Origin of the sequence: Aminipila sp. (genome assembly GCF_032051575.1) — a bacterium.
Lineage (GTDB): Bacteria > Bacillota > Clostridia > Peptostreptococcales > Anaerovoracaceae > Aminipila.
Genome location: NZ_DAMBYD010000018.1, coordinates 23,394 through 42,728, shown reverse-complemented (window position 1 = coordinate 42,728; position 19,335 = coordinate 23,394). Strand labels below are relative to the sequence as shown.

Genomic DNA, 19,335 nt, shown 5'->3' with positions numbered 1-19,335 from the left:
TAAGTTCATTAGCCCTTTGGGCTTTTATAATCACTCATGATTCCGAGAGATCATGAATGATGTTGTTGAGCCGCTTTTCCAGTGAATCAGCGGGTGTACCTTTTTGGGCAGGTGTTTTCTTAGGACATACTTTATCAAGTAACGAATTTGTGACTGCTCTTCGGCTGAAAGCATAGGTGAAGTCATCTTGCTGAATGTGCTTTTTCTCATCCTCCAAAATTTCATCTGCAAAACCGAGTTCAATTGCCTTATTAGCGTTTAGCCAGGTTTCCGCATCCATGAGATGAGAAAGCCTGGTCCTTGATAAGCCAGTCTTTATTTCATAAGCATTGATGATACTTTCCTTTACCTCTGAAAGCATGGCTATGGCTTTTTGCATTTCTTCGCTGTCACCGATTGCTACGGTCAAGGGGTTATGCACCATCATCAGTGCAGTAGGTGCCATAAACACAGTTGTTCCTGCCATAGCGATTACGGAGGCAGCAGATGCTGCGATGCCGTCAATTTTGATGGTCACTTTTCCTTTGTAGTCCATAAGCATGGTGTAAATCTGGCTGGCGGCAATGCAATCACCACCCGGTGAATTCAGCCAAATAACAATGTCACCCTCACCGGCAAACAAATCTGCTTTGAAAGCCTTAGGGGTGACATCATCATCAAACCATGATTCCTCGGCAATCACGCCGTCGAGGTAGAGCGTTCGGGTGTCGGATTTTTCATCCTTGACCCAGTTCCAAAATTTCTTCATTGGGTTTCCTCCAATCTTGTTGTATTTGCGAACGCACCAGCATCCTGTAATTTGGTCATTGCTCCATTAATGAGATAAAGATCACCTCCAAGTTCCTCTGGAATTCGGTCAAGGTTCTCAAGCTCTCTGATGTCATTCGCACTCATCCAGCCATTTTGCCTTGCGGTTGCGTAGCCACTCATACGGCTTACATAATCTCCTCGAAGCAGACCGTCCACATTAAATTTGATGAAGACCGTAGGTTTTTCACTTGCCATGAGAAGAGAACGGCACATATTTTGTTCCCAACGAACTACCCATGGGTCAAGTGTATATTTCACAAACTCTAAAGACTGCTGCTCAATATTTGAAAAGCTACTTTTCTCAAGGTCAGCCAGCATATGTGGTGGCACTCTAAAAATACGGGCAATTTCATTAATCTGAAATTTCCGTGTTTCAAGAAACTGTGCTTGCTCCGGAGGTATACCTATTTGCTGATATTTCATGCCTTCTTCCAGCACTGCCACCCTGTGAGAGTTTGTTGAACCTTGATAGGCAGCATTCCAGCTGTCTTTTACCTTTTGTGGGTCCTTGATTGTTCCTGGATGTTCCAACACACCACCGGGTGCCGCTCCATTAGCGAAGAACTTCGCTCCATATTCTTCCGTAGCCATCGCAAGTCCAATGGCATTTTTGGCCATAGCAATCGGTGAATATCCCACCAATCCATCAAAACCCAAGCCGGGGATATGGAGCACATCGGATGGGTCGAGATAGACCAGGCTGTCTTTGCCAAGGGTGGGTGCGTCCTCTACACTTCGCTGATATAAATAAAAAAGCCGTCCGCTTTTGTCACGGTCGACTGTCATTTTGTTTGGCATAAGCGGATAGAGAGCAATAACCTCACCACGGGCATTTCGGATAATCTGTGCATAAGCATTGCCCCATAATAAAAGATGACTCATCAGCGTTTCCCGGAACGTGAAGGAAGTCATCTCTGGATTTGGCTCATCGTGGAGCAATCTATATAACGGATGTTGTAAATGTTTCTCTTTGCCACCACTATCGTTGTATTTATAAACATGAAGCGGTAGTCCGGCTAATGTTTCAGCCAGTATTCTCACGCATGAGTAGACCGCCGTCATCTGCATTGCCGTGTTTTCATTGACAGGTTTTCCAGCAGTAGTTCCTCCGAAAAAGAAACTGTACCGACTACCGCTCAGACTATCCTTAGGCTTATCACGAGCCTTAAATATTCCTTGTAATATTCCCATTGACAACACTCTCCTTAAAAATGGGCATGAAAAAAGCACCTATTCAGCAATAGATGCTCTTATGTGTCTTATTAATTAAGATTAGGCAGCTTTAGTTCTCCCGTCTTAATTTTTGCTACTGTTTCTTTTGCTTTAGCAACTGCTTCTGGTAGAACTCTTGGGTCCAATCCGTCTATTTGCTCCAAAGCGTATAATACTTTTTCTGATTTTATAATTCGGATAGCTGAATTCACCCTTGTTCTTGTGCCACCTGTGTCTTTATCGTAATACCCGTGTTGGTTTGAATGGTATTCATCTATTAACTTGCTTTTTAGTATCTTATCATCAAGTTCTTTAATTCTTGTTAACAAATCAGCCATGTTTAATCCTAAAAAGGACTGACCCGCAGATTTTATATCATCATTAATTTTTTCAATGCTCCTATGTTCTTTTTCCATCTTTTACACCTCCACCTTTCCTTAATTATAGCATGGAAAAGTGCAGCTGGCGTATGATTTTAAAGAATCAAAGGATGGCTGCAAATCAAAATATTAATAAACCCCTTTCATCATAAACAGAAGAACTCGTACCTCCGCCACAACGAATTGCACGGTCGAGTGCCATAATAGTTGCTACGGCACCGTCAATTTTCTCAGTTGACTTTTCCTTGTCTGCCTTGATATTTCCGGCAGGATCAGTTCGTATATAGATGTTATCCATCATCCAACGAAGAATTGGATGCCCACCGTGGGCAATCTTTTGTTCCAAGGTTAGTTTCATCAGTTCTTTGGTAGGCGGAGACATATCTTTAAAACCTTGACCGAAAGGAACTACAGTGAAACCAAGGTTTTCAAGATTCTGCGTCATTTGCACAGCACCCCATCGGTCGAAGGCAATTTCTCTAATGTTATACTTTGTACCAAGCCCCTCAATAAAAGTTTCAATGAAACCGTAATGCACCACATTGCCTTCCGTGGTTTTAAGAAACCCTTGCTTTTTCCATACATCGTAATTTACATGGTCACGCCGAACACGTAAATCGATGTTATCCTCCGGTATCCAGAAGAACGGCATAACAGTGTATTTATCGTCCTCATACAATGGCGGAAAGACCAGCACGAAAGCTGTAATATCCGTACTGCTCGATAGGTCAAGACCTCCGTAGCAGACTCGCCCATGCAGTGATTCCGGGTTAACGGCAAATGCACAGGCATCCCATTTTTCCATAGGCATCCACCGCACTGCCTGTTTTACCCATTGATTGAGCCTAAGTTGCCTAAAACTGTTCTCTTCAGCAGGATTCTGTCTTGCTGATTCAAAGGCAGCTTTAACTTTATCCATGCTGACCGTGATTCCCAGCGATGGGTTTGCTTTCTTCCACACCTTTGGATCAGTCCAGTCATCCTCTAAAGCAGCACCATATATTACAGGGTAGAAAGTAGGATCATTTTTTCTTCCATCAATGATATCCAAAGCCTTCTGATGTACTTCCCAGCAGATACTATTCTGATTGTCTCCAGCAGTGGTTATAAGAAAATACAGTGGCTGCATCCTTGCATCACCACTGCCTTTGGTCATAACATCGAAGAGCTTTCTGTTCGGTTGGGTGTGAAGTTCGTCAAACACAACACCGTGGGTATTGAAACCATGCTTGTTACTGACATCGGCTGACAGCACTTGATAAATACTGCCCGTTGGTTGATAGATGAGTCGCTTTGTAGAGTCAAGAATCTTCACTCGTTTTGCTAAAGCCGGACACATCCGCACCATATCCGCTGCAACGTTAAAAACGATAGATGCCTGGTTGCGGTCAGCAGCACAGCCGTAAACCTCGGCACGTTCCTCGTTATCTCCGCAGGTGAGCAACAGGGCAACAGCCGCCGCAAGCTCACTTTTTCCCATCTTTTTCGGTATTTCCACATAGGCAGTATTGAACTGCCGATAGCCGTTCGGCTTTAAAATCCCAAATACATCACGGATAATCCGCTCTTGCCAGTCGATTAGTTCAAATGGCTTACCCGCCCATGTACCTTTGGTATGAGAGAGTGCCTCGATAAAGGCTACGGCATAATCAGCGGTGGACTTATCGTAGACCGAATCAGCCGCCTTAAACAGTGTTGGTGTGTATTTCTTGAGTTTTCGTATATCCGCCGCCTCCTTTTGCACATAAAAATAGACCTGCATCAAGCAAGCCTTCAAATCTATCTGTACGAGAAACAGAGCCATTTTTGGCACTGTTCCTAATTGGTTTAAACTATTTAATTCTCTTCGCCAGTCAAAATGAATCGGGAATAGGCGCCAGTATTATCCGAAAGGTAAACAAGTAGCTCATTAAACCCTTCTCGCAGAGCAATTTCCTGCACCTTTCTCACATCAAACATATTAGTTTCACCTGTATCACGTATGGCAAGTATCTGTTCCTTTATCTTCTTATCCATTTTCGACCTCCTTTGAATCCTCTACAGCCTGCTTTAGAATACCGATATCAAAATCCGCACTCTTGTAACCCTCTAAGATGACGCTGTAATAATAGCAACTCGGGGTACCAAGTGGTCTGCCATCGTTCATGATGTACACCATAGTTTCTACGTTTCTTTTTCCAAGTTTCACTTTGACTATTTCTTTTCGATATAGGAACGGGAAACCCTCGTAACGGTCAAGTGCCTCTTCGTCAGCCGGGGTAATCTCCCACAGCAGGCATGGCACTGTATTGCCCTTAAAAGGCTCCACGGTTGCCACAGCGCCGCCGTGTCCGCCTCGAAACAATAACTGGTAGTCCTTTAAAACAACCGGCCCAACCGGCTTTGCTGTGGGGCAACGGTGCGCCATTTGCTCAAGATTAAGATTTGAGCCATAGGCGAGATAGAATGTTTTATTCATTGTTTTTGTCCTCCTTATTTTTGCAAGGCAACCGCTCAGGCTGCTCGAAATCGCCAAGCTGCCGAGCCGTCCAAGTAGGTGGTCAAATGTTCACGGCAGTTTGCGAATTCCTCGCCGATAAAACCGATGCGGTTGAGGTAGGTTCGCATTGCAAACTTTTCATTCTCGACCTGCGGTTTCTTTGCAGAGGCACACTTTTGTGTCAGTGCTTGGTTGTTCAATGCAAGGGCGAGAACAATGTAGCTTCTAATCTTGCCTGCATGAAGTTCGCTGTTAAATCCTCTGAGTTCGATCGTGTGGTTTCCGTTGAAAAAGCTGTGCAGGTTAAGAAAATGGTATCGGCTTGAATGGTAATGTCGATTGGTACTTTCGCTATAACCCTCATACCAAAGGCTCTCAATCTGTGCCAGCGTTTTTGGTTTCTTACGGTTGATTTTTTCCACCAAAATCTCATCCATCTTTTTGCAGTAACCCATTCGTGAAGGTGCTATCTGCAATGCCTTGTAAAAAAGGTCATTCTTGCTTGCGATGATATTTACAAAGTTTCGAATGCTCCTTGCTGTGTGCTCTGCTCCGTCTAAGTGAATGTGTATTCCGCAGGAGTTGTTAGTGAAAGCTCCTGCCTTTCGTAACCTGCGTACCAGTTCCTGCAATGTTTCAATATCTCCTTGGTAGGTTAGGATAGGACTTACCAGCTCTACGCTGTATTCTTTGGTTGCTGCAACCTTCTGCCGTCCTTGTTTCTTCTGGCAAGAGATGCTACCATCGCTCATAATTTTCCAAACCCGTCCGTCAGCGGTTGTAATCTTCTTGGTGTCGTAATAGTCACCTGTGCTCACAACCGTCCCGTTTAGGTATTCGGCGGCAACCTTGGCAGCTTCGTTTCTTGTTATTCCTGTGAACTCAATTTCAATCCCAAAATTCTTGTTTAGCATTGATTCTTGCTCCTTTAAAGTGTATTTGTCCCTTTCGGTATGTACATATATCACTCTAAAAGGGGTAAATAGCAAGACAATTATTCGATAAAAACAATCATTTTTTACACAATCTTACTCTGCTTTTTCAAGCGAAAAGTGTGCATATTACTCTTCGATTCTCCTGCACAAATCCTCTCCGTAAACCACATTTAAGGAAGAACCATTCTCCCAGCGAACCATAATACTACCTGTGTCATCTACTCCGATGACAATGCCTTTTGTTCCGATGGGAGGTGCTTGAAAATCGTCCATACGAACAAGTTCTACTCGGCATCCCACCGGATATTGCTTGCGGATGCGTTCAACAGTCTCTCTTGAAGGAAAGTTATTCATCAGCCATTACCTCCTCAGCTTTAGTAGGAGCACCATTTTTAAAGGCACTGTTGCCGGATAAGTTCTTTAGCAGGATTTTGCGTTCCGCTTTGTATTCGGAGCCTACGAAACCGAGTCGGACGAGGAAACAGCGAAAAGCATACTTTTCATTTTCTACTTGCTTTTCGGTAGCATTGACTCTCTGCTGAGTTTTTGCCGTCTCACATAGTGCTGTTACAAAATGAGTGTAGGCTTTGACCTCATCCGAAGTAAGCTCTCCTTGAAACCAAGAGAAACTGATAGTTTCTTCGGTTGTCATTATAGGGATGCAATCAGTCCCTATAGCCTTTTTTATTAAGGACGCTTTGCTTTCTACTAATCGCTTGAGGTTTTCAAGAGCCATATCTGTGAAAGACGACCTTGGCAAATCAATGGTCAAACGGTTAGTTTCCACCTCGTCAATTTGCTCAGGTTCTACATATACGGGTGGCTCCTCATAATCATGGTAAGGACTGACCCTTCCGCCAAGAGCTGCTTCGTAAGGAATTTGGATATCCTCCGGCACTGGATCTGGTTCTGGAAGTGGTGCGTCATATTCTTCTGTAATCGCTTTAAAGTCATGCAATCCCTGAAGGTCAGCAACCAAGTTGGGATTGTCCTCACCCTCGAGCATTCCATTCTTATCGATGTGGTAGCCTCCTACTTCGTAAGCAAATGTAGGTGCACCAAGGTATATCGTCGGAGCATTTAGTTCCAGGCTGATTGCTCCGACCAGCGATTTTCGTTTTGGACCTGTAACATTGTAATTTATCTTCATTTTCATACCGCCTTTCATTTTTCGGTACTACATATATCACTCTGAATGCTGTAAATAGCAAGTCATTTCGAGCATTTTATGTAGAGAATAATGTTCTTTTATTCGGCGGTATCTTGTATGGTAAACACAATGCCCGACAAAACAAAATATACACATGGAAGTGCCACTCCGTTGCCCCACATCTTATATTCCGCAGAATCGGAATGTGGATTTTTAAGCCACTTGGATATCTGTTTTAAAGTCTTAGACTTAGTTGACCTTCCCGTAACCTTGCGATGCGTTTCGAATATTTCATACCATGTGCGTAAGTCATCCATGGTTGGATTTTCTGTTGCAAGATCACTACACCACCAATCCGGAAAACCTTGAAGCCTTGCACATTCGGTCGGAGTTAACCTTCTGACTGTGTATAGTGTACCGTCTGTATCGTTTATATGCGGAGGGTCTTTGTAGTCAGTAGCAACCAGTGTATTTGCAAGTTCTTCTTCGGCGGTAGTAAAAAATGATGCCTTGCTTGAAGAGTAGGTAGGAGTTGCCACAGCACTTGGTCCCTGTGCATTTAGTGTTGATGATATTCCATCTTCTGTAATCCCAAGATTTCTGGCATAATTTTGACCGCAGTTGAAAGATTCTCTATCAATAGCGAAAACAACAGCGTGCTTATCTACAGTATTTAATGTAAAGCTAATATTTTCATTAACCCCGTCACCCTGTGGGCCGTTCTTATCCTTTCTTCCAATCATGGAGCCTTGCAGAGCATAACTTTCTACAATAGCAATACCACCTTGATTGCAGGAAGGATTTCCTCCATTCCCATCAATGGTTCGTGAAGTATCGGCCTCATATACTCCGCTGTTGGGATTAGATGACTTCATGGCATTGCTGTCTTTAGAGCAGATACCATAAGCTTTCGGTACAAATAACGTCTGGTCATTGTTGCAGGATAGCGTTGCTGATTTATCATTCTGGATAAGAGCACCTTTACCGCCACCTTCACAACCAGACCGGATTTTGAGAGTTTTAGGTGTATCACCAACCACAAAAGGCTGATTATTACCGCCTGTTCCATAAGTGGCTGATATTGTCGGTGCAACATCAATCGGTCCCGTAAAGCGAGTATCTCTTCCGTGATTATCAAAAACGGCTGCATCCATAACACAAGGTGGGTGATGTGCCTCTGCTCGAAGAGTGCAAGTGACATCTTCCGTGATATCCATCCGATTGCCACCTTGGTCATTTAAGATCACACTGCTTGTGCCTGTTTCTCTAATGCCGTTTTCAAAACAATCGGCAGCTCCTTGCCACGAGCGGAAGCTCTCCTTAGAATACCCAGACAAGCCTTCTGACTTAAATAGTACTTCTCCGGCACTCCCACCTGCAAAATCTGCGACAAGGAAGATGCGTTTTCTTCGTTGGGGAACTCCCCAGTATTGAGCATCAAGCACTCGCCAGGCAATGGAGAAATTATCTCCCATGACAGTTCCTGCTTGCCTCCATTTATCAGCTTTAGGAACTGATAAGGTTTCATCTTTGATGCGGCAGATGCTTTCAAGGACACATCTGAAGTCCTCTCCTTTGTTTGAGGAGAAAGCACCCGGCACGTTCTCCCAGACGATGTATCTTGGATATTTGCCATCTGTAGCACACCTCATTTCTTTTACAATTCGAATGGCATCATAAAAAAGACTTGAACGTTCTCCGTCCAAGCCATCACGCTTACCCGCCACTGACATATCCTGACAAGGTGAGCCAAATGTAATTATATCAACCGGTTCTATCTTGCCACCATCCAGGCAAGAGACATCACCGTAGTGTTTCATAAAAGGCAACCTTTTTGTTGTAACCCGTAAAGGAAACGGCTCAATTTCGGATGCCCATAACGGCTTGATACCACAGAGCAGACCACCCAAAGGAAAACCACCGCTGCCGTCAAACAGTGAGCCGAGGGTAAGTTTATGCATCATCGGCACTCACCTCCGGCAGATCACTATATCGGATTTCCAAGCCTTCTCTCAAAAGAAATACACCATCTGCGCTTCCGACCTGCTCAATATATCTCTTTACAATAACGTCACAGTATTTTTCATCCAATTCAATGGTATAGCATATCCTGTCCGTCTGCTCACAAGCAATAAGGGTAGAACCACTTCCGCCAAAGGGATCGAGTACGATACAATTAGACAAACTGCTATTTAAAATTGGATATGCTACCAACGCTACTGGTTTCATTGTCGGATGGTCAGTATTTTTCTTTGGCTTTTCAAATTCCCATATAGTAGTCTGCTTTCTATCGGCATACCAGTTGTGCTTGCCGGATTTCTTCCAACCAAAAAGAACAGGCTCATGCTGCCATTGATAAGGGGAGCGACCGAGAACAAGGGACTGCTTTTTCCAAATGCAAGTGCCTGAGAGATAGAAGCCGGCATCTGAAAATGCCTTTCTGAAATTCAAACCTTCAGTATCTGCATGGAATACATAAATAGAAGCATCCTTCGCCATTGCCGCTTCGGTATTCTTAAACGCCTCAAGCAGAAATTCGTAGAACGCTTCATTGCCCATATTGTCGTTCTTAATTTTACCCGCCGAACCTTCATAGTTGACGTTGTACGGAGGGTCGGTAACCACAAGATTTGCGAGTTTCCCGTTCATCAGTAGTGTAAAAGTGTCAGCCTTAGTGGAATCACCGCAGACGAGCCTGTGCTGCCCAAGCATCCAAACATCTCCTTGCTTGGTGAGTGCAGGCTTTTGCAGTTCTGCATCTACATCGAAGTCATCTTCATGAATGCCATCCTTAAGTGAATCCTTAAACAATGCATCCAGTTCAGCAGGCTCAAATCCGGTGAGGGATACGTCAAAGTCAGCTCCTTGCAGATCAGCAATTAAAAGCATCAATTTGTCTTTATCCCAGTCACCGCTTATTTTATTGAGAGCGATATTGAGTGCCTTTTCTTTTTCCTCGTTCATCTCGATAACTACACACTCAACTTCATTGATACCCATATCAAGTAGCACCTTCAGACGCTGATGTCCACCGACAACATGAGATGTGGTTTTATTCCATATAACGGGTTCAACATAACCGAACTGCTCGATGGAGCGTTTTAGCTTTTCGTATTCCGGGTCACCTGGTTTCAAGTCTTTACGAGGATTATAGTCGGCTGGAATCAACAACTCAGTTTTCAATTTTTCTATCTGCATATAATTCAGCCGCCTTTCTCAAATTTGTGTACATATTGACATTCTCCCAGGGGAACAGACTGGAATTAAAATGTCCGTAAACCGCTGTATCGGAATAGATGGCATTTCTTAAGTGTAGTTTTTCAATGATTGCAGCAGGTCTGAGGTTAAACACTTCCTGCACAATATTAGAAAGCTGATCATCTGTGATCTTACCTGTACCAAAGGAAGTCACATCAACAGCCACAGGGTTTGCCTTTCCTATGGCATAAGAAAGAGCGACCTCACATTTTTCTGCAAGACCGCTCCAAACAATATTCTTCGCAATGTACCGTGCCATGTAGGCACCACTTCGGTCAACCTTAGTCGGGTCCTTGCCACAAAGGGCACCTCCGCCGTGGGATGCAAGGCCACCATAGGTATCGACCATGATTTTTCTGCCAGTCAATCCTGTGTCGGCAGCAGGACCACCCTCGACAAATCTTCCAGAGGGGTTAATAAGAATTTCGGTACCATCATCAAATGGAAAATCTTCAAAGCACTGCCAAAGTACATTATTTCGGATATCTGAACTCAGTTCTTCCTGGGTTTTGTCTTTATCATGCTGGACTGAAACTACAATTGTTTTTACACGTCTTGGCTTACCGTCCTCATATTCCACTGTTACCTGTGCTTTACCATCTGGTAAAATTCCTTTGATAAGTTTTCCTTTACGGCAATCATCAATACGCTTTACGATACGATGAGAAAGCACTAGGGGCAGGGGTAGATTCTTACTGGTTTCATTTGTTGCATAACCGTAAACCGTGCCTTGATCTCCGGCTCCAATAGAACCATACGAGTCAGTAATACCATTTCTCACTTCAAGTGCAGTATCTACACCTGCCGCAATATCTGCACTTTGCTGATGTACGAACACAAATACTGTGAACTTCCACGGATTGTATCCGACCTCTCGAAGTACATTTTTTACGATGAAGCGGATATCCACTTTACCGCTGCAGGTGATTTCGCCCGCCACGATAATTTTTCCTTTAGTAGCCATGACCTCACAAGCCACACGAGAAGCTTTATCCTTACGCATACAAGCATCCAGAATATTATCAGCAATGAGGTCACAAAGCTTATCCGGATGCCCAGCACAAACACTTTCTGCTGTTTTATAAGTAATCATATTTTTCTCCTATCTTATTTATTTTCCTCGCCTTGCTGTGAGCAGACGTTCCATTACATCGTCCTGTGGATTAGCGCCGCTATATTCACCGGTGCAGTTTTCTTTGACGATCTGGAATATCTCCATCCACAACCGGTTTGTTTGGTTCATGTAATTCTGACCCATTGCCACATATGGACTTTGAATGGCATTTCCCGTAGTAGGATGTTTTGCTAAAAATCCGTATTCAGTGACTGCTTCCTCACATTGAATCCAACGAGCCACGCTCATGGCATAGCGTTCTAAAAGCTGTGGTGAGACGAGGGCAGCACACCCACGTTCATTCAGCCACTGCCATGTGTTTCTGTAGATTTCTCCTGCAACCAGTGCTTTGCCGTCTTTTTGTATAGCCTCAAGCATTTTATTAGGTTCAGGCATTTCAAGGCCTTTAAGGTCTGCAGTATCATTAAATTCCATCACGGTCAGTTTCCTGCCTCCCGGATTGCCTTCGGCGATTTTGTCAGCCAGTGGTTTCTTTTTTGCACCTGCTCCAACACGAGCGCCACCTCGATTTGTACCGTCTTTTGCCATATAATCACCTCACTTTGCAGGGCCAAGGCTATTCCCTCGTTTGAAACCGCATTTTTTCACACGAAGCCCCACGCCGCTGTCCGCTATAAAAAGTTTTAGAGATTTTACCGCCCCCACCGGTCACCGCTCTCAGCAGTAATCCTTGAGTGACAGGATTTACAAAGAGCCATGAGATTGCTCTTCTCGTTACCACCACCTTTGGAAAGCGGAAGGATGTGGTGTACCTCTTCGGCAGGAGTAAGCCTGCCTTGTTTCTCACACTCCTCACAAAGAGGATGCGATTTGATGTAGCGGTCACGAATGCGTTTCCAAGCACGACCATATCGTTTATTGGAGAAAGGGTCACGTTCATGTTGGTTGTAATGTTTATCCATTGCCTTTTGATGCTCGGTGCAGTATTGCTCACGTTCAGCAAGCCGACCGCAGCCGGGGTAAGCACAAGGACGCTTTGGTTTGTAGGGCATCATTTCACCTCGCTTTTGGGCGTAGAAAAAGCCCCGCAGGACGAACCCACAAGGCTTGGAATCTATTCTATTTCGCTGATTATATAATAACATAAATGCAACTGTGGTATCTTGTTGCAAAGTGTTGCAGAATGTGCAAACTATATTTTAATAGGATCTTCAGGAAGAGTCACATGGTTGAGTGCTGCATTATGCCACCTATAAACCGTTGTTCTGTCGGCATTAAGTTCATCACCGATTTGTTCCCAAGTGAAGTTATGAACGTACCTATAGCGTAAGACCATGCGTTCATCCGTGTCTGCAACCTCGTTAATAACACACCTTATCTGTTCTTTCAGTGCTACAAGATTATCCACTTCAGCATTTATCTTACTTTCCAAATCTATAATCCGCTCTAAACATCTTACAAACTTGGCATCTGTATTTCGTGAAGTTTGCACCTTTTCATCCCAGCTTGGTGATGATACACTTGTTGCCATTTCTCTTAGGCACTCCATCTCCTCAATGTCAGATTGTATTCTTTTATCAAGCCTATATGCTTGGTGTAAATATTCCTTTACTTTCATCCTTTACTTACCTCCAATCTTAAATTTTTGATTAGAAAATTCCCATCAACAGAGGTAAGTTCTCTATACCAAGAAGAATGGAAGAACCTCTCCACCTCGGATATCATGTCCTTCGCAGGGTCATAGCGGGGACGTTTTTTCAGTTTCTTTAGTGCATCCCTATAATCCTTGACAGCTTGCAGAATTACGGCGTTTGCAAGTTGTTCATAAGGGTCGGTCATCGCACCACCTCCAATTTTGCCTTTACAGCATCAATTAAAGAGGTTTGTGTTTTTTCTTTTCTTGTAAGTGCAGTCATAACATCTTCATCTATGGTATCTTTAACAATAATGTGGTGTATCACAACCGTTTCATTTTGACCTTGCCTATAAAGACGGGCATTAGTTTGCTGATACAACTCCAAAGACCAGGTAAGTCCAAACCATATAAGGGTTGAACCTCCACTTTGAAGATTAAGTCCGTGTCCTGCACTTGCCGGATGAATAGCGGCTATTGGGATATTGCCGTTATTCCAATCTTCAATATCTTTCGATGTCTTTATCTGCCTAGCAGAAAATCTCTTCTGGATACGCTCCAGGTCATGCTTGTACCAGTAGGCAACCAGCACAGGTTTCCCATTTGCACCTTCAATCAAGTCCTCCAAGGCATCAAGTTTTCTATCATGAATAAGATGAGCTTTATTTTTATCATCATAAACAGCACCATTGGCCATCTGCAGGAGTTTGCCGGAAAGAACTGCCGCATTTACTGCATCAATTTCTTCATCACCTAAATTTGCAACCATCTCATCTCGGAAATCCGAATAAATGCTCCATTCCTTTTCACTCAGATACACAGGTACTTCATTTATGACGCATTCAGGCATTTTAAGATAATCTGCAGACTTCATAGAAATCGTAATATCAGATATTTGGCTGTATATCCTTTCTTCAGCACCCGGCAGTGGCTTATATGAAAAGATAATCTCAGCATTACGCTTATCCGGTACAAAGTAGGCACTGCGATAGTGGGTTATGTACCTTCCAAGCCTTTGACCTAAATCAAGAACACGAAACTCTGCCCATAAATCCATAAGTCCGTTACTTGAAGGTGTTCCCGTCAAACCTACAATCCTTTTTACATATGGTCTTACTTTCAGAAGGCTTTTGAACCGCTTTGCACCGTAGGATTTAAAAGAGGATAACTCATCAATAACAAGCATATCGAAGTCAAAGGGAATACCGCTCTTGTTTACAAGCCAGTCTACATTTTCGCGGTTGATGATATAAAGGGTGGCTCTTTTCATAAGAGCATTGATTCTGTCTTTTTCCGTTCCTACAGCCACAGAGTAAGATAAGCCTTTGAGGTGATCCCACTTTTTTATTTCAGCAGGCCATGTTTGAGATGCTACTCTTAGTGGAGCAATAATCAATACTTTTCTAATTTCAAATTTATCAAGGCATAAATCAAACAATGCAGTAAGCGTGATTGCTGTCTTTCCTAACCTAAGCCCATATCAAGGAATATCGCAGATATTGGCTTGCTTTCTATAAAATCAATTGCAAACTGCTGATAATCATGTGGTATGAACTTCATTCGGCATCACCTCCCATCTCTCGTAGCACTTCATCTATCTGCTCTACACCATCAATGCAGTAAACTAAAAATCCTAACGCTTCCAGTTGCCTTTTTCGTCTTACTTGCAGAGGACGCATCATTTTGCCCGGTGCTTTTAATTCAACAAATGCGATTCTACCCATAGGTAGGAGCACAAGGCGGTCTGGCATACCATTAAATCCTGGACTTACAAACTTTGGGGCAATGCCTCCCATGTTTTTTACTGCTGCTATCAATTTTTGCTCTATATATTTTTCTTGCATAATGTCCTCCATTTCTTAATAGGGAACAACAGGCACAACTTTGAACGATTTTTCCTATACGCGCGCACATACAACATTCCTACTATTATTTTTTTATTTATTACTAAGTAGTAAAAGTCTTGTTCCTGTTATTCCCGTAAAGCCGAAGTATCGATATTTCCTACGGTTTCAAGAGAACAACTATAGGTAACAACCATAAAACAAGGAACTACCGTTACCTTTTTCGCTCGTAACAACGTTGCTTGCCGTAAATCGGAAAATTGCTTGTTCCGTTCTTGTTCCCGGTGTACTTGTTCCAATTACCGATCTTCTTCATAATGCCTGCAATGGCATAAGAGTCTGCAGGTTTCATGGCAGCCGCATCTTTACCGAAGCACTCGCACCAGATTTCCATATTACAAACAAGGGTACGTTCTACCGTACCGACATGAGATTCTCCGCCAAATTCACTACCGTTTAGGAAGTTTCTACGCTCGTAAGCTGACATGGTATCCCAATCCTCCGGCAAAAGCGTATCGAGATAAGTACGAACTAACCCTTCACGCTCATCGCTTTCCATGGCATCATCCTGCTCACTGGTAGCTAAATGCACATCATCACCTTCAAGGTAGAGTTTTTCGCCCTTCTCATAAAGCACCAGTGTTTCTGCCCATATCTGCTCAACATCATAAACAGACATCTGCCAGGCCTTCTTCTTACCGTTACCGCTGATACGAACAGGCCAGAACCGCCTGTTGCCTGTGATATCTCGAAGAAATCCACTCTCTGCATTGGTAGAACCTACAATTACACACTGACGGGGATGACTTTCTACATTGACGCCATAGCTGGCACGGTACTTGTCATCACACCTTGATATAAAGGACTTCACAACCTCCACATCGGTCTTGCGCATTCCGGCAAGCTCCCCAAGTTCCAGCATCCAATAACCCTGCAATTTTTCGGGACCGGCTTTATCCTTCATATCCGTTAGGGTCAAGCTATCAGAAAACCAATCTCCTGCAAGTTTTGCAAAGAAGGTTGATTTACCGATTCCCTGTGGACCATTAAGGATAAGTACACTATCAAACTTTGTTCCGGGGTGATAAATGCGTGCTACAGCAGCAACCATTGTCTTTCTTGTAACCGCCCTTGTATAGGAATTGTCTGTTGCTCCGAAATAATCAACAAGCAGAGTTTCAACTCTGTAGATACCATCCCAACTGGGCAGATTATCGAGGTATTCTTTTATAGGGTGATATGCCCTTTCTGCTGCCACAGCAAGAATCGCATCTTTCGTCTTAGTTGGGGAGTAGACCCCATATTTATTAGATATATACACTTTTAGGGCGGCATTGTCAGAGTCATTCCACCCTTCCTTCATCTGGCTCCAAGGTAGACCGTTTCTTGCATCAATACCATCACGGTGTTTGTTAAAGGCAAGAGACTGCAGTTCTGGGTCATTTCGGATTATAAGAACAATATTGTCGAGGGTATCCTTAATCTTACCTTGTTTATCAAGTTCAAGTGCCGTCTGCCAAGTGTCTTCCGTAAAGTCAGCTGTTGCCTGATCCATACGCTCTTTGGCAAACTGAGACTTTACTTCATCGTCCTTAATGGCAAATTCACACATAGCAACATAGGATGGCAGCTTGCTCGGAGATGTACCCTCCGATGCTCTGTCATCCAAGTTGCCAAACTTATGAATACGAACAAGATCAAAAGCATTAAGCAGTCTCCCGCTTGCAGGATCTGTCGCATGGTGGGAATATGCAAACTTATCATCATAGACAATGACACCGGCACTTGAGTCAGCTGGAATATAATCATATCTACCGGTCATCGCTGAAGGCTCATATACATCCTCCAGAAAATTTTCAATCGCATCTCTTATTGAATAGGTACGGCAGAAAGTGCCAACCACACCTTCCTTGGAAAGTGGGTCAGCTTGCTCTTTTAATGAACGTTCTATAACCTCTGATTGCCTGGAGGATACAGGCCAAGTGCTTGTGTCATGCCAATCATCATATTTATTAAGAAACGCATCTGGGTCAAGGAGTGAGCCGTCTTTTTCTTCATATACAAACACACCGTTTCTTGATGTAGAAGGCCAATACATTAACCTTTCTGGTTCATAGGTAGTGTCGTCAAATAGGTCAATGCCTACCTCCTTTGCTACCATACGGCTGACCGCAGCATATTCTTCTTCTCCACATCACGGGAGAGAGGAATGATCAGTCTAAGCCTTGGATTTTCTGAAGTGTGCTTATGCGTAGAATAAATGCAGCACTGATAAGGGAAGAAGGTACAGATTTCACCCCAGATACTGCTTGTGCCATAGTCCATATCAAGGGTTAGCATGGAGCGTGACAGCACATTGCCTTTTTTACGTCTGCCATCTTTTAAGTGACCGCCGACAAAGCCACCGACATCTTTGATTGAATCCTGTCCGCCCTTTTTCATCTTTCGGTATTCTTCCACGGTTTCGGTGGTACGCTGTGTTGTCTTAACACGGGAGCAGAAATCCTCCCAGCTGATATCGCTGTTCTTCCACTTTTTATCCATCCGGCTATTGCCGTATGCTATCTTCATAGAGCATCTACCTCCTTAAAATCTTTATTGAAATACCTAATCGGCTGTCTGCGTTTCTTTGCCTTTTCTATTTCAATACTCATACCCCTTGAAATAACATCACCGAGCACCCACACTTCCTGGCATTTACCCATAAGGATGATATCCATGAAAATAGCGAGTTCACGCTCTTTCTCATTGCTGTCATCCATGAAAGGAAATAGAAGGTGCGGGGTCAGTGGGATACATCCACATTTAAAAGCAAATTCTGCAAACCGAGTGGCTTTTAATACATTTTCCTTAACTGACCCACTAAATGGTGCACATATATAAACCAAAGGACGGAAGGCGGGTTTTGATACCGCCGCCTTGTCCTCTCTTTCAATATTGGTAAGTGCTTGATATGGCACTAAGTCCATGTAGCCTTCAGAGTTTTTCATATCGACTCCCATATCACACCTCCATCTCAATTTGCGGATAGATACCGTCCGCCTTTAGCTGTTCGTAGATAAAGAGTCTGCCTTTTTGCGTCCACTTTGTATGAACCTTGGTATGTTCAAAACCATTACTGTCTTCATAAACATGGGTATTTGTTCTTGTGTAACCTTTGTCTGCATGTCTCTGATACAAAAGCCAGGTATCACCTTGTTTAAATTGAATGCCTTTATCATGAAGATACTCATTCATGCGAATACCGCTCCAGCCGTAATCTTTGGCAATAACGGTTATGTTTACGGCATCCTTACATTTAAGAACCACATCATAATAAGTGGCCTTCGGTTTCATCTCAGCAATTTGCTGCTGTTGTACTGCAACTGCCGCTGTAAGGGTTTTATTCCTTTCACGCTCTTCCTTAAGAGCAGTAAAGGCAGCAATTGCAAGGTCGGGATTGGCAATTAAATCATCAGTTGCATAGATACCATGCTTGCGAATAGCAGGGAGCACCTCATTTGTAACCCAACGTTTGAACTTTTTAGCATTTGGCATCTTGCTTGAGAGGATAAGACTATAAAGACCAGATTCATTAATTACTGTTAATCCTCTATTGGGAATTTCTAAGGTCGCATTTTCCGACCTTTGGATTATGGTCTTGTCCTCTTCATCAACATGAGATGAAATAGCATCCTTTGTGTTTACATAGCCAAGGATTTCAGCTACATCCTTACCGACAAAATATGGTTGCCCACCGATAGTTGTAGTGCGCACAGAGCCAAACTCTGCATTTTTGAAAATTTGTAATTCCATTCGAATTACCTCCTTATAATTTTTTGGAGGCCTTGACCTCCTACCTGGTAGCCACAGGAGTTGGTCAAATCTGATGGTTTTCAAAAAATTCTTTAATTTTTTTCTCTGCGCGTTTCAACTTTTGGCTGATATTATTTTCGTCATCATTGATAGAGCGAGCGTATTCACGGATTGGCGTGCCATCAATACGTACTGCAATAAACATATCTGCCCAATCTTGCTTTTTACCGAGTACCTTATATACCAATTGGCAAACATCCTCGTGTTCATAACGGAGATTACGCTCGGTTTTGTCACGGTCATCGACAAACAAGCCGTCTTCTGCGTTCATCGGTTGACCGTTTTCATCTTCAAGTGAAAGATGCCCTCTCTTACCATCTAATCGCCTTGGTCTTGGATCAGGATCAACGTGGCGATTGAACTTATGCCAGCAGTTATACTCCGGCCTGTTAAATTGCTTATCAAATGCATCTTGTATGAACTTTTCTTGTTCTTTTTTGCTTGAATCGTCATCCATTTCAAGCGAAAGACTAATCCACATTTGCTCGGTTTCTTTTTCGTTTAGCTCAATTGTTTGAAATTTGTTTTCATACCTTACTGATAATCTCATTAGATTCTCCTGTTCCCGTCTGTAAAACGGCGGAGTACTAATGAGCCTTAAAAACAAATGACCAACAGATTTACTTCCTAAAAAATGTATAGGAAATAAAACGGAGGATCATAAATTTTCCCAATAGTCAATCAGACTATCTTCGATTCATTTA

Annotated in this window: 23 protein-coding genes; all 23 read right to left on the bottom strand. The window is 43.2% G+C overall.

All coding sequences use genetic code 11. The annotated features are described in order from the left end of the window. Nucleotides 1-34 precede the first annotated feature (34 nt). The 23 genes from RTW14_RS18260 to RTW14_RS18155 all read right to left on the bottom strand — a co-directional run bounded on the left by RTW14_RS18260 (nucleotide 35) and on the right by RTW14_RS18155 (nucleotide 19,181). Nucleotides 35-748, bottom strand: a complete 714-nt coding sequence (locus RTW14_RS18260; RefSeq protein WP_312654175.1) for a head maturation protease, ClpP-related — start codon at nucleotides 746-748, stop codon at nucleotides 35-37. Further along, nucleotides 745-2,001, bottom strand: a complete 1,257-nt coding sequence (locus tag RTW14_RS18255) for a phage portal protein (protein WP_312654173.1) — start codon at nucleotides 1,999-2,001, stop codon at nucleotides 745-747. Before RTW14_RS18255 ends, RTW14_RS18260 begins: the two co-directional genes overlap by 4 nt. A gap of 71 nt (nucleotides 2,002-2,072) precedes the next feature. Then, entirely contained in the window at nucleotides 2,073-2,438 is a 366-nt protein-coding gene (locus RTW14_RS18250) for a hypothetical protein (protein WP_312654171.1), read from the bottom strand. 85 nt (nucleotides 2,439-2,523) lie between these two features. Beyond that, nucleotides 2,524-4,164: a terminase large subunit gene (locus tag RTW14_RS18245; protein ID WP_442871577.1), complete on the bottom strand. Its 1,641-nt coding sequence runs from the start codon at nucleotides 4,162-4,164 to the stop codon at nucleotides 2,524-2,526. A gap of 74 nt (nucleotides 4,165-4,238) precedes the next feature. Continuing rightward, a complete protein-coding gene (locus RTW14_RS18240; protein ID WP_312654169.1) occupies nucleotides 4,239-4,418 on the bottom strand; it encodes a DUF5049 domain-containing protein in 180 nt (59 codons plus the stop codon). Continuing rightward, nucleotides 4,411-4,860 carry a gamma-glutamylcyclotransferase family protein gene (locus RTW14_RS18235; RefSeq protein WP_312654167.1) on the bottom strand — a complete coding sequence of 150 codons (450 nt, stop codon included), beginning with the start codon at nucleotides 4,858-4,860 and terminating at the stop codon, nucleotides 4,411-4,413. The genes RTW14_RS18240 and RTW14_RS18235 overlap by 8 nt, the downstream gene beginning before the upstream one ends. Before the next feature lie 35 nt (nucleotides 4,861-4,895). Continuing rightward, entirely contained in the window at nucleotides 4,896-5,795 is a 900-nt protein-coding gene (locus RTW14_RS18230; RefSeq protein WP_312654164.1) for an amidoligase family protein, read from the bottom strand. A gap of 147 nt (nucleotides 5,796-5,942) precedes the next feature. Further along, the gene (locus tag RTW14_RS18225) at nucleotides 5,943-6,170 is read right to left on the bottom strand and encodes a DUF4314 domain-containing protein (RefSeq protein WP_312654161.1); all 228 of its coding nucleotides are present in this window, start codon (nucleotides 6,168-6,170) and stop codon (nucleotides 5,943-5,945) included. Continuing rightward, nucleotides 6,163-6,966, bottom strand: a complete 804-nt coding sequence (locus RTW14_RS18220; protein WP_312654159.1) for a virulence protein — start codon at nucleotides 6,964-6,966, stop codon at nucleotides 6,163-6,165. Before RTW14_RS18220 ends, RTW14_RS18225 begins: the two co-directional genes overlap by 8 nt. Before the next feature lie 98 nt (nucleotides 6,967-7,064). Next, on the bottom strand, nucleotides 7,065-8,930 hold the full coding sequence (locus tag RTW14_RS18215; protein ID WP_312654157.1) for a DNA cytosine methyltransferase: 1,866 nt from the start codon (nucleotides 8,928-8,930) through the stop codon (nucleotides 7,065-7,067). Then, nucleotides 8,920-10,164 (bottom strand): site-specific DNA-methyltransferase, encoded by a 1,245-nt coding sequence (locus RTW14_RS18210; RefSeq protein WP_312654155.1) that lies wholly within the window; start codon nucleotides 10,162-10,164, stop codon nucleotides 8,920-8,922. The genes RTW14_RS18215 and RTW14_RS18210 overlap by 11 nt, the downstream gene beginning before the upstream one ends. After that, a complete protein-coding gene (metK, locus tag RTW14_RS18205; protein WP_312654153.1) occupies nucleotides 10,139-11,317 on the bottom strand; it encodes a methionine adenosyltransferase in 1,179 nt (392 codons plus the stop codon). The genes RTW14_RS18210 and metK overlap by 26 nt, the downstream gene beginning before the upstream one ends. A gap of 18 nt (nucleotides 11,318-11,335) precedes the next feature. Continuing rightward, nucleotides 11,336-11,887: a P27 family phage terminase small subunit gene (locus RTW14_RS18200; RefSeq protein ID WP_312654151.1), complete on the bottom strand. Its 552-nt coding sequence runs from the start codon at nucleotides 11,885-11,887 to the stop codon at nucleotides 11,336-11,338. Between the two features lie 104 nt (nucleotides 11,888-11,991). Beyond that, nucleotides 11,992-12,261: an HNH endonuclease signature motif containing protein gene (locus RTW14_RS18195; RefSeq protein WP_331654511.1), complete on the bottom strand. Its 270-nt coding sequence runs from the start codon at nucleotides 12,259-12,261 to the stop codon at nucleotides 11,992-11,994. A gap of 230 nt (nucleotides 12,262-12,491) precedes the next feature. Continuing rightward, on the bottom strand, nucleotides 12,492-12,917 hold the full coding sequence (locus RTW14_RS18190) for a DUF1492 domain-containing protein (protein ID WP_312654149.1): 426 nt from the start codon (nucleotides 12,915-12,917) through the stop codon (nucleotides 12,492-12,494). Next, nucleotides 12,914-13,138, bottom strand: coding sequence for a hypothetical protein (locus RTW14_RS18185; protein WP_312654145.1), 225 nt, complete (start codon nucleotides 13,136-13,138; stop codon nucleotides 12,914-12,916). The genes RTW14_RS18190 and RTW14_RS18185 overlap by 4 nt, the downstream gene beginning before the upstream one ends. Further along, a complete protein-coding gene (locus tag RTW14_RS18180; RefSeq protein ID WP_334308186.1) occupies nucleotides 13,135-14,370 on the bottom strand; it encodes a DEAD/DEAH box helicase in 1,236 nt (411 codons plus the stop codon). The genes RTW14_RS18185 and RTW14_RS18180 overlap by 4 nt, the downstream gene beginning before the upstream one ends. 118 nt (nucleotides 14,371-14,488) lie before the next feature. After that, nucleotides 14,489-14,776 carry a VRR-NUC domain-containing protein gene (locus RTW14_RS18175; protein WP_312654143.1) on the bottom strand — a complete coding sequence of 96 codons (288 nt, stop codon included), beginning with the start codon at nucleotides 14,774-14,776 and terminating at the stop codon, nucleotides 14,489-14,491. Nucleotides 14,777-14,990: 214 nt separating this feature from the next. Next, the gene (locus RTW14_RS18170; protein ID WP_331654509.1) at nucleotides 14,991-16,937 is read right to left on the bottom strand and encodes a virulence-associated E family protein; all 1,947 of its coding nucleotides are present in this window, start codon (nucleotides 16,935-16,937) and stop codon (nucleotides 14,991-14,993) included. After that, nucleotides 16,931-17,347 carry a hypothetical protein gene (locus tag RTW14_RS18710; RefSeq protein WP_331654508.1) on the bottom strand — a complete coding sequence of 139 codons (417 nt, stop codon included), beginning with the start codon at nucleotides 17,345-17,347 and terminating at the stop codon, nucleotides 16,931-16,933. The genes RTW14_RS18170 and RTW14_RS18710 overlap by 7 nt, the downstream gene beginning before the upstream one ends. Next, complete coding sequence (locus RTW14_RS18165; protein WP_312654141.1) at nucleotides 17,344-17,778, bottom strand: DUF7768 domain-containing protein; 435 nt, start codon at nucleotides 17,776-17,778, stop codon at nucleotides 17,344-17,346. The genes RTW14_RS18710 and RTW14_RS18165 overlap by 4 nt, the downstream gene beginning before the upstream one ends. Nucleotide 17,779: 1 nt before the next feature. Continuing rightward, nucleotides 17,780-18,571: a phage antirepressor KilAC domain-containing protein gene (locus RTW14_RS18160; protein WP_312654139.1), complete on the bottom strand. Its 792-nt coding sequence runs from the start codon at nucleotides 18,569-18,571 to the stop codon at nucleotides 17,780-17,782. 64 nt (nucleotides 18,572-18,635) lie between these two features. After that, entirely contained in the window at nucleotides 18,636-19,181 is a 546-nt protein-coding gene (locus tag RTW14_RS18155; protein ID WP_312654136.1) for a sigma-70 family RNA polymerase sigma factor, read from the bottom strand. Nucleotides 19,182-19,335: the final 154 nt, after the last annotated feature.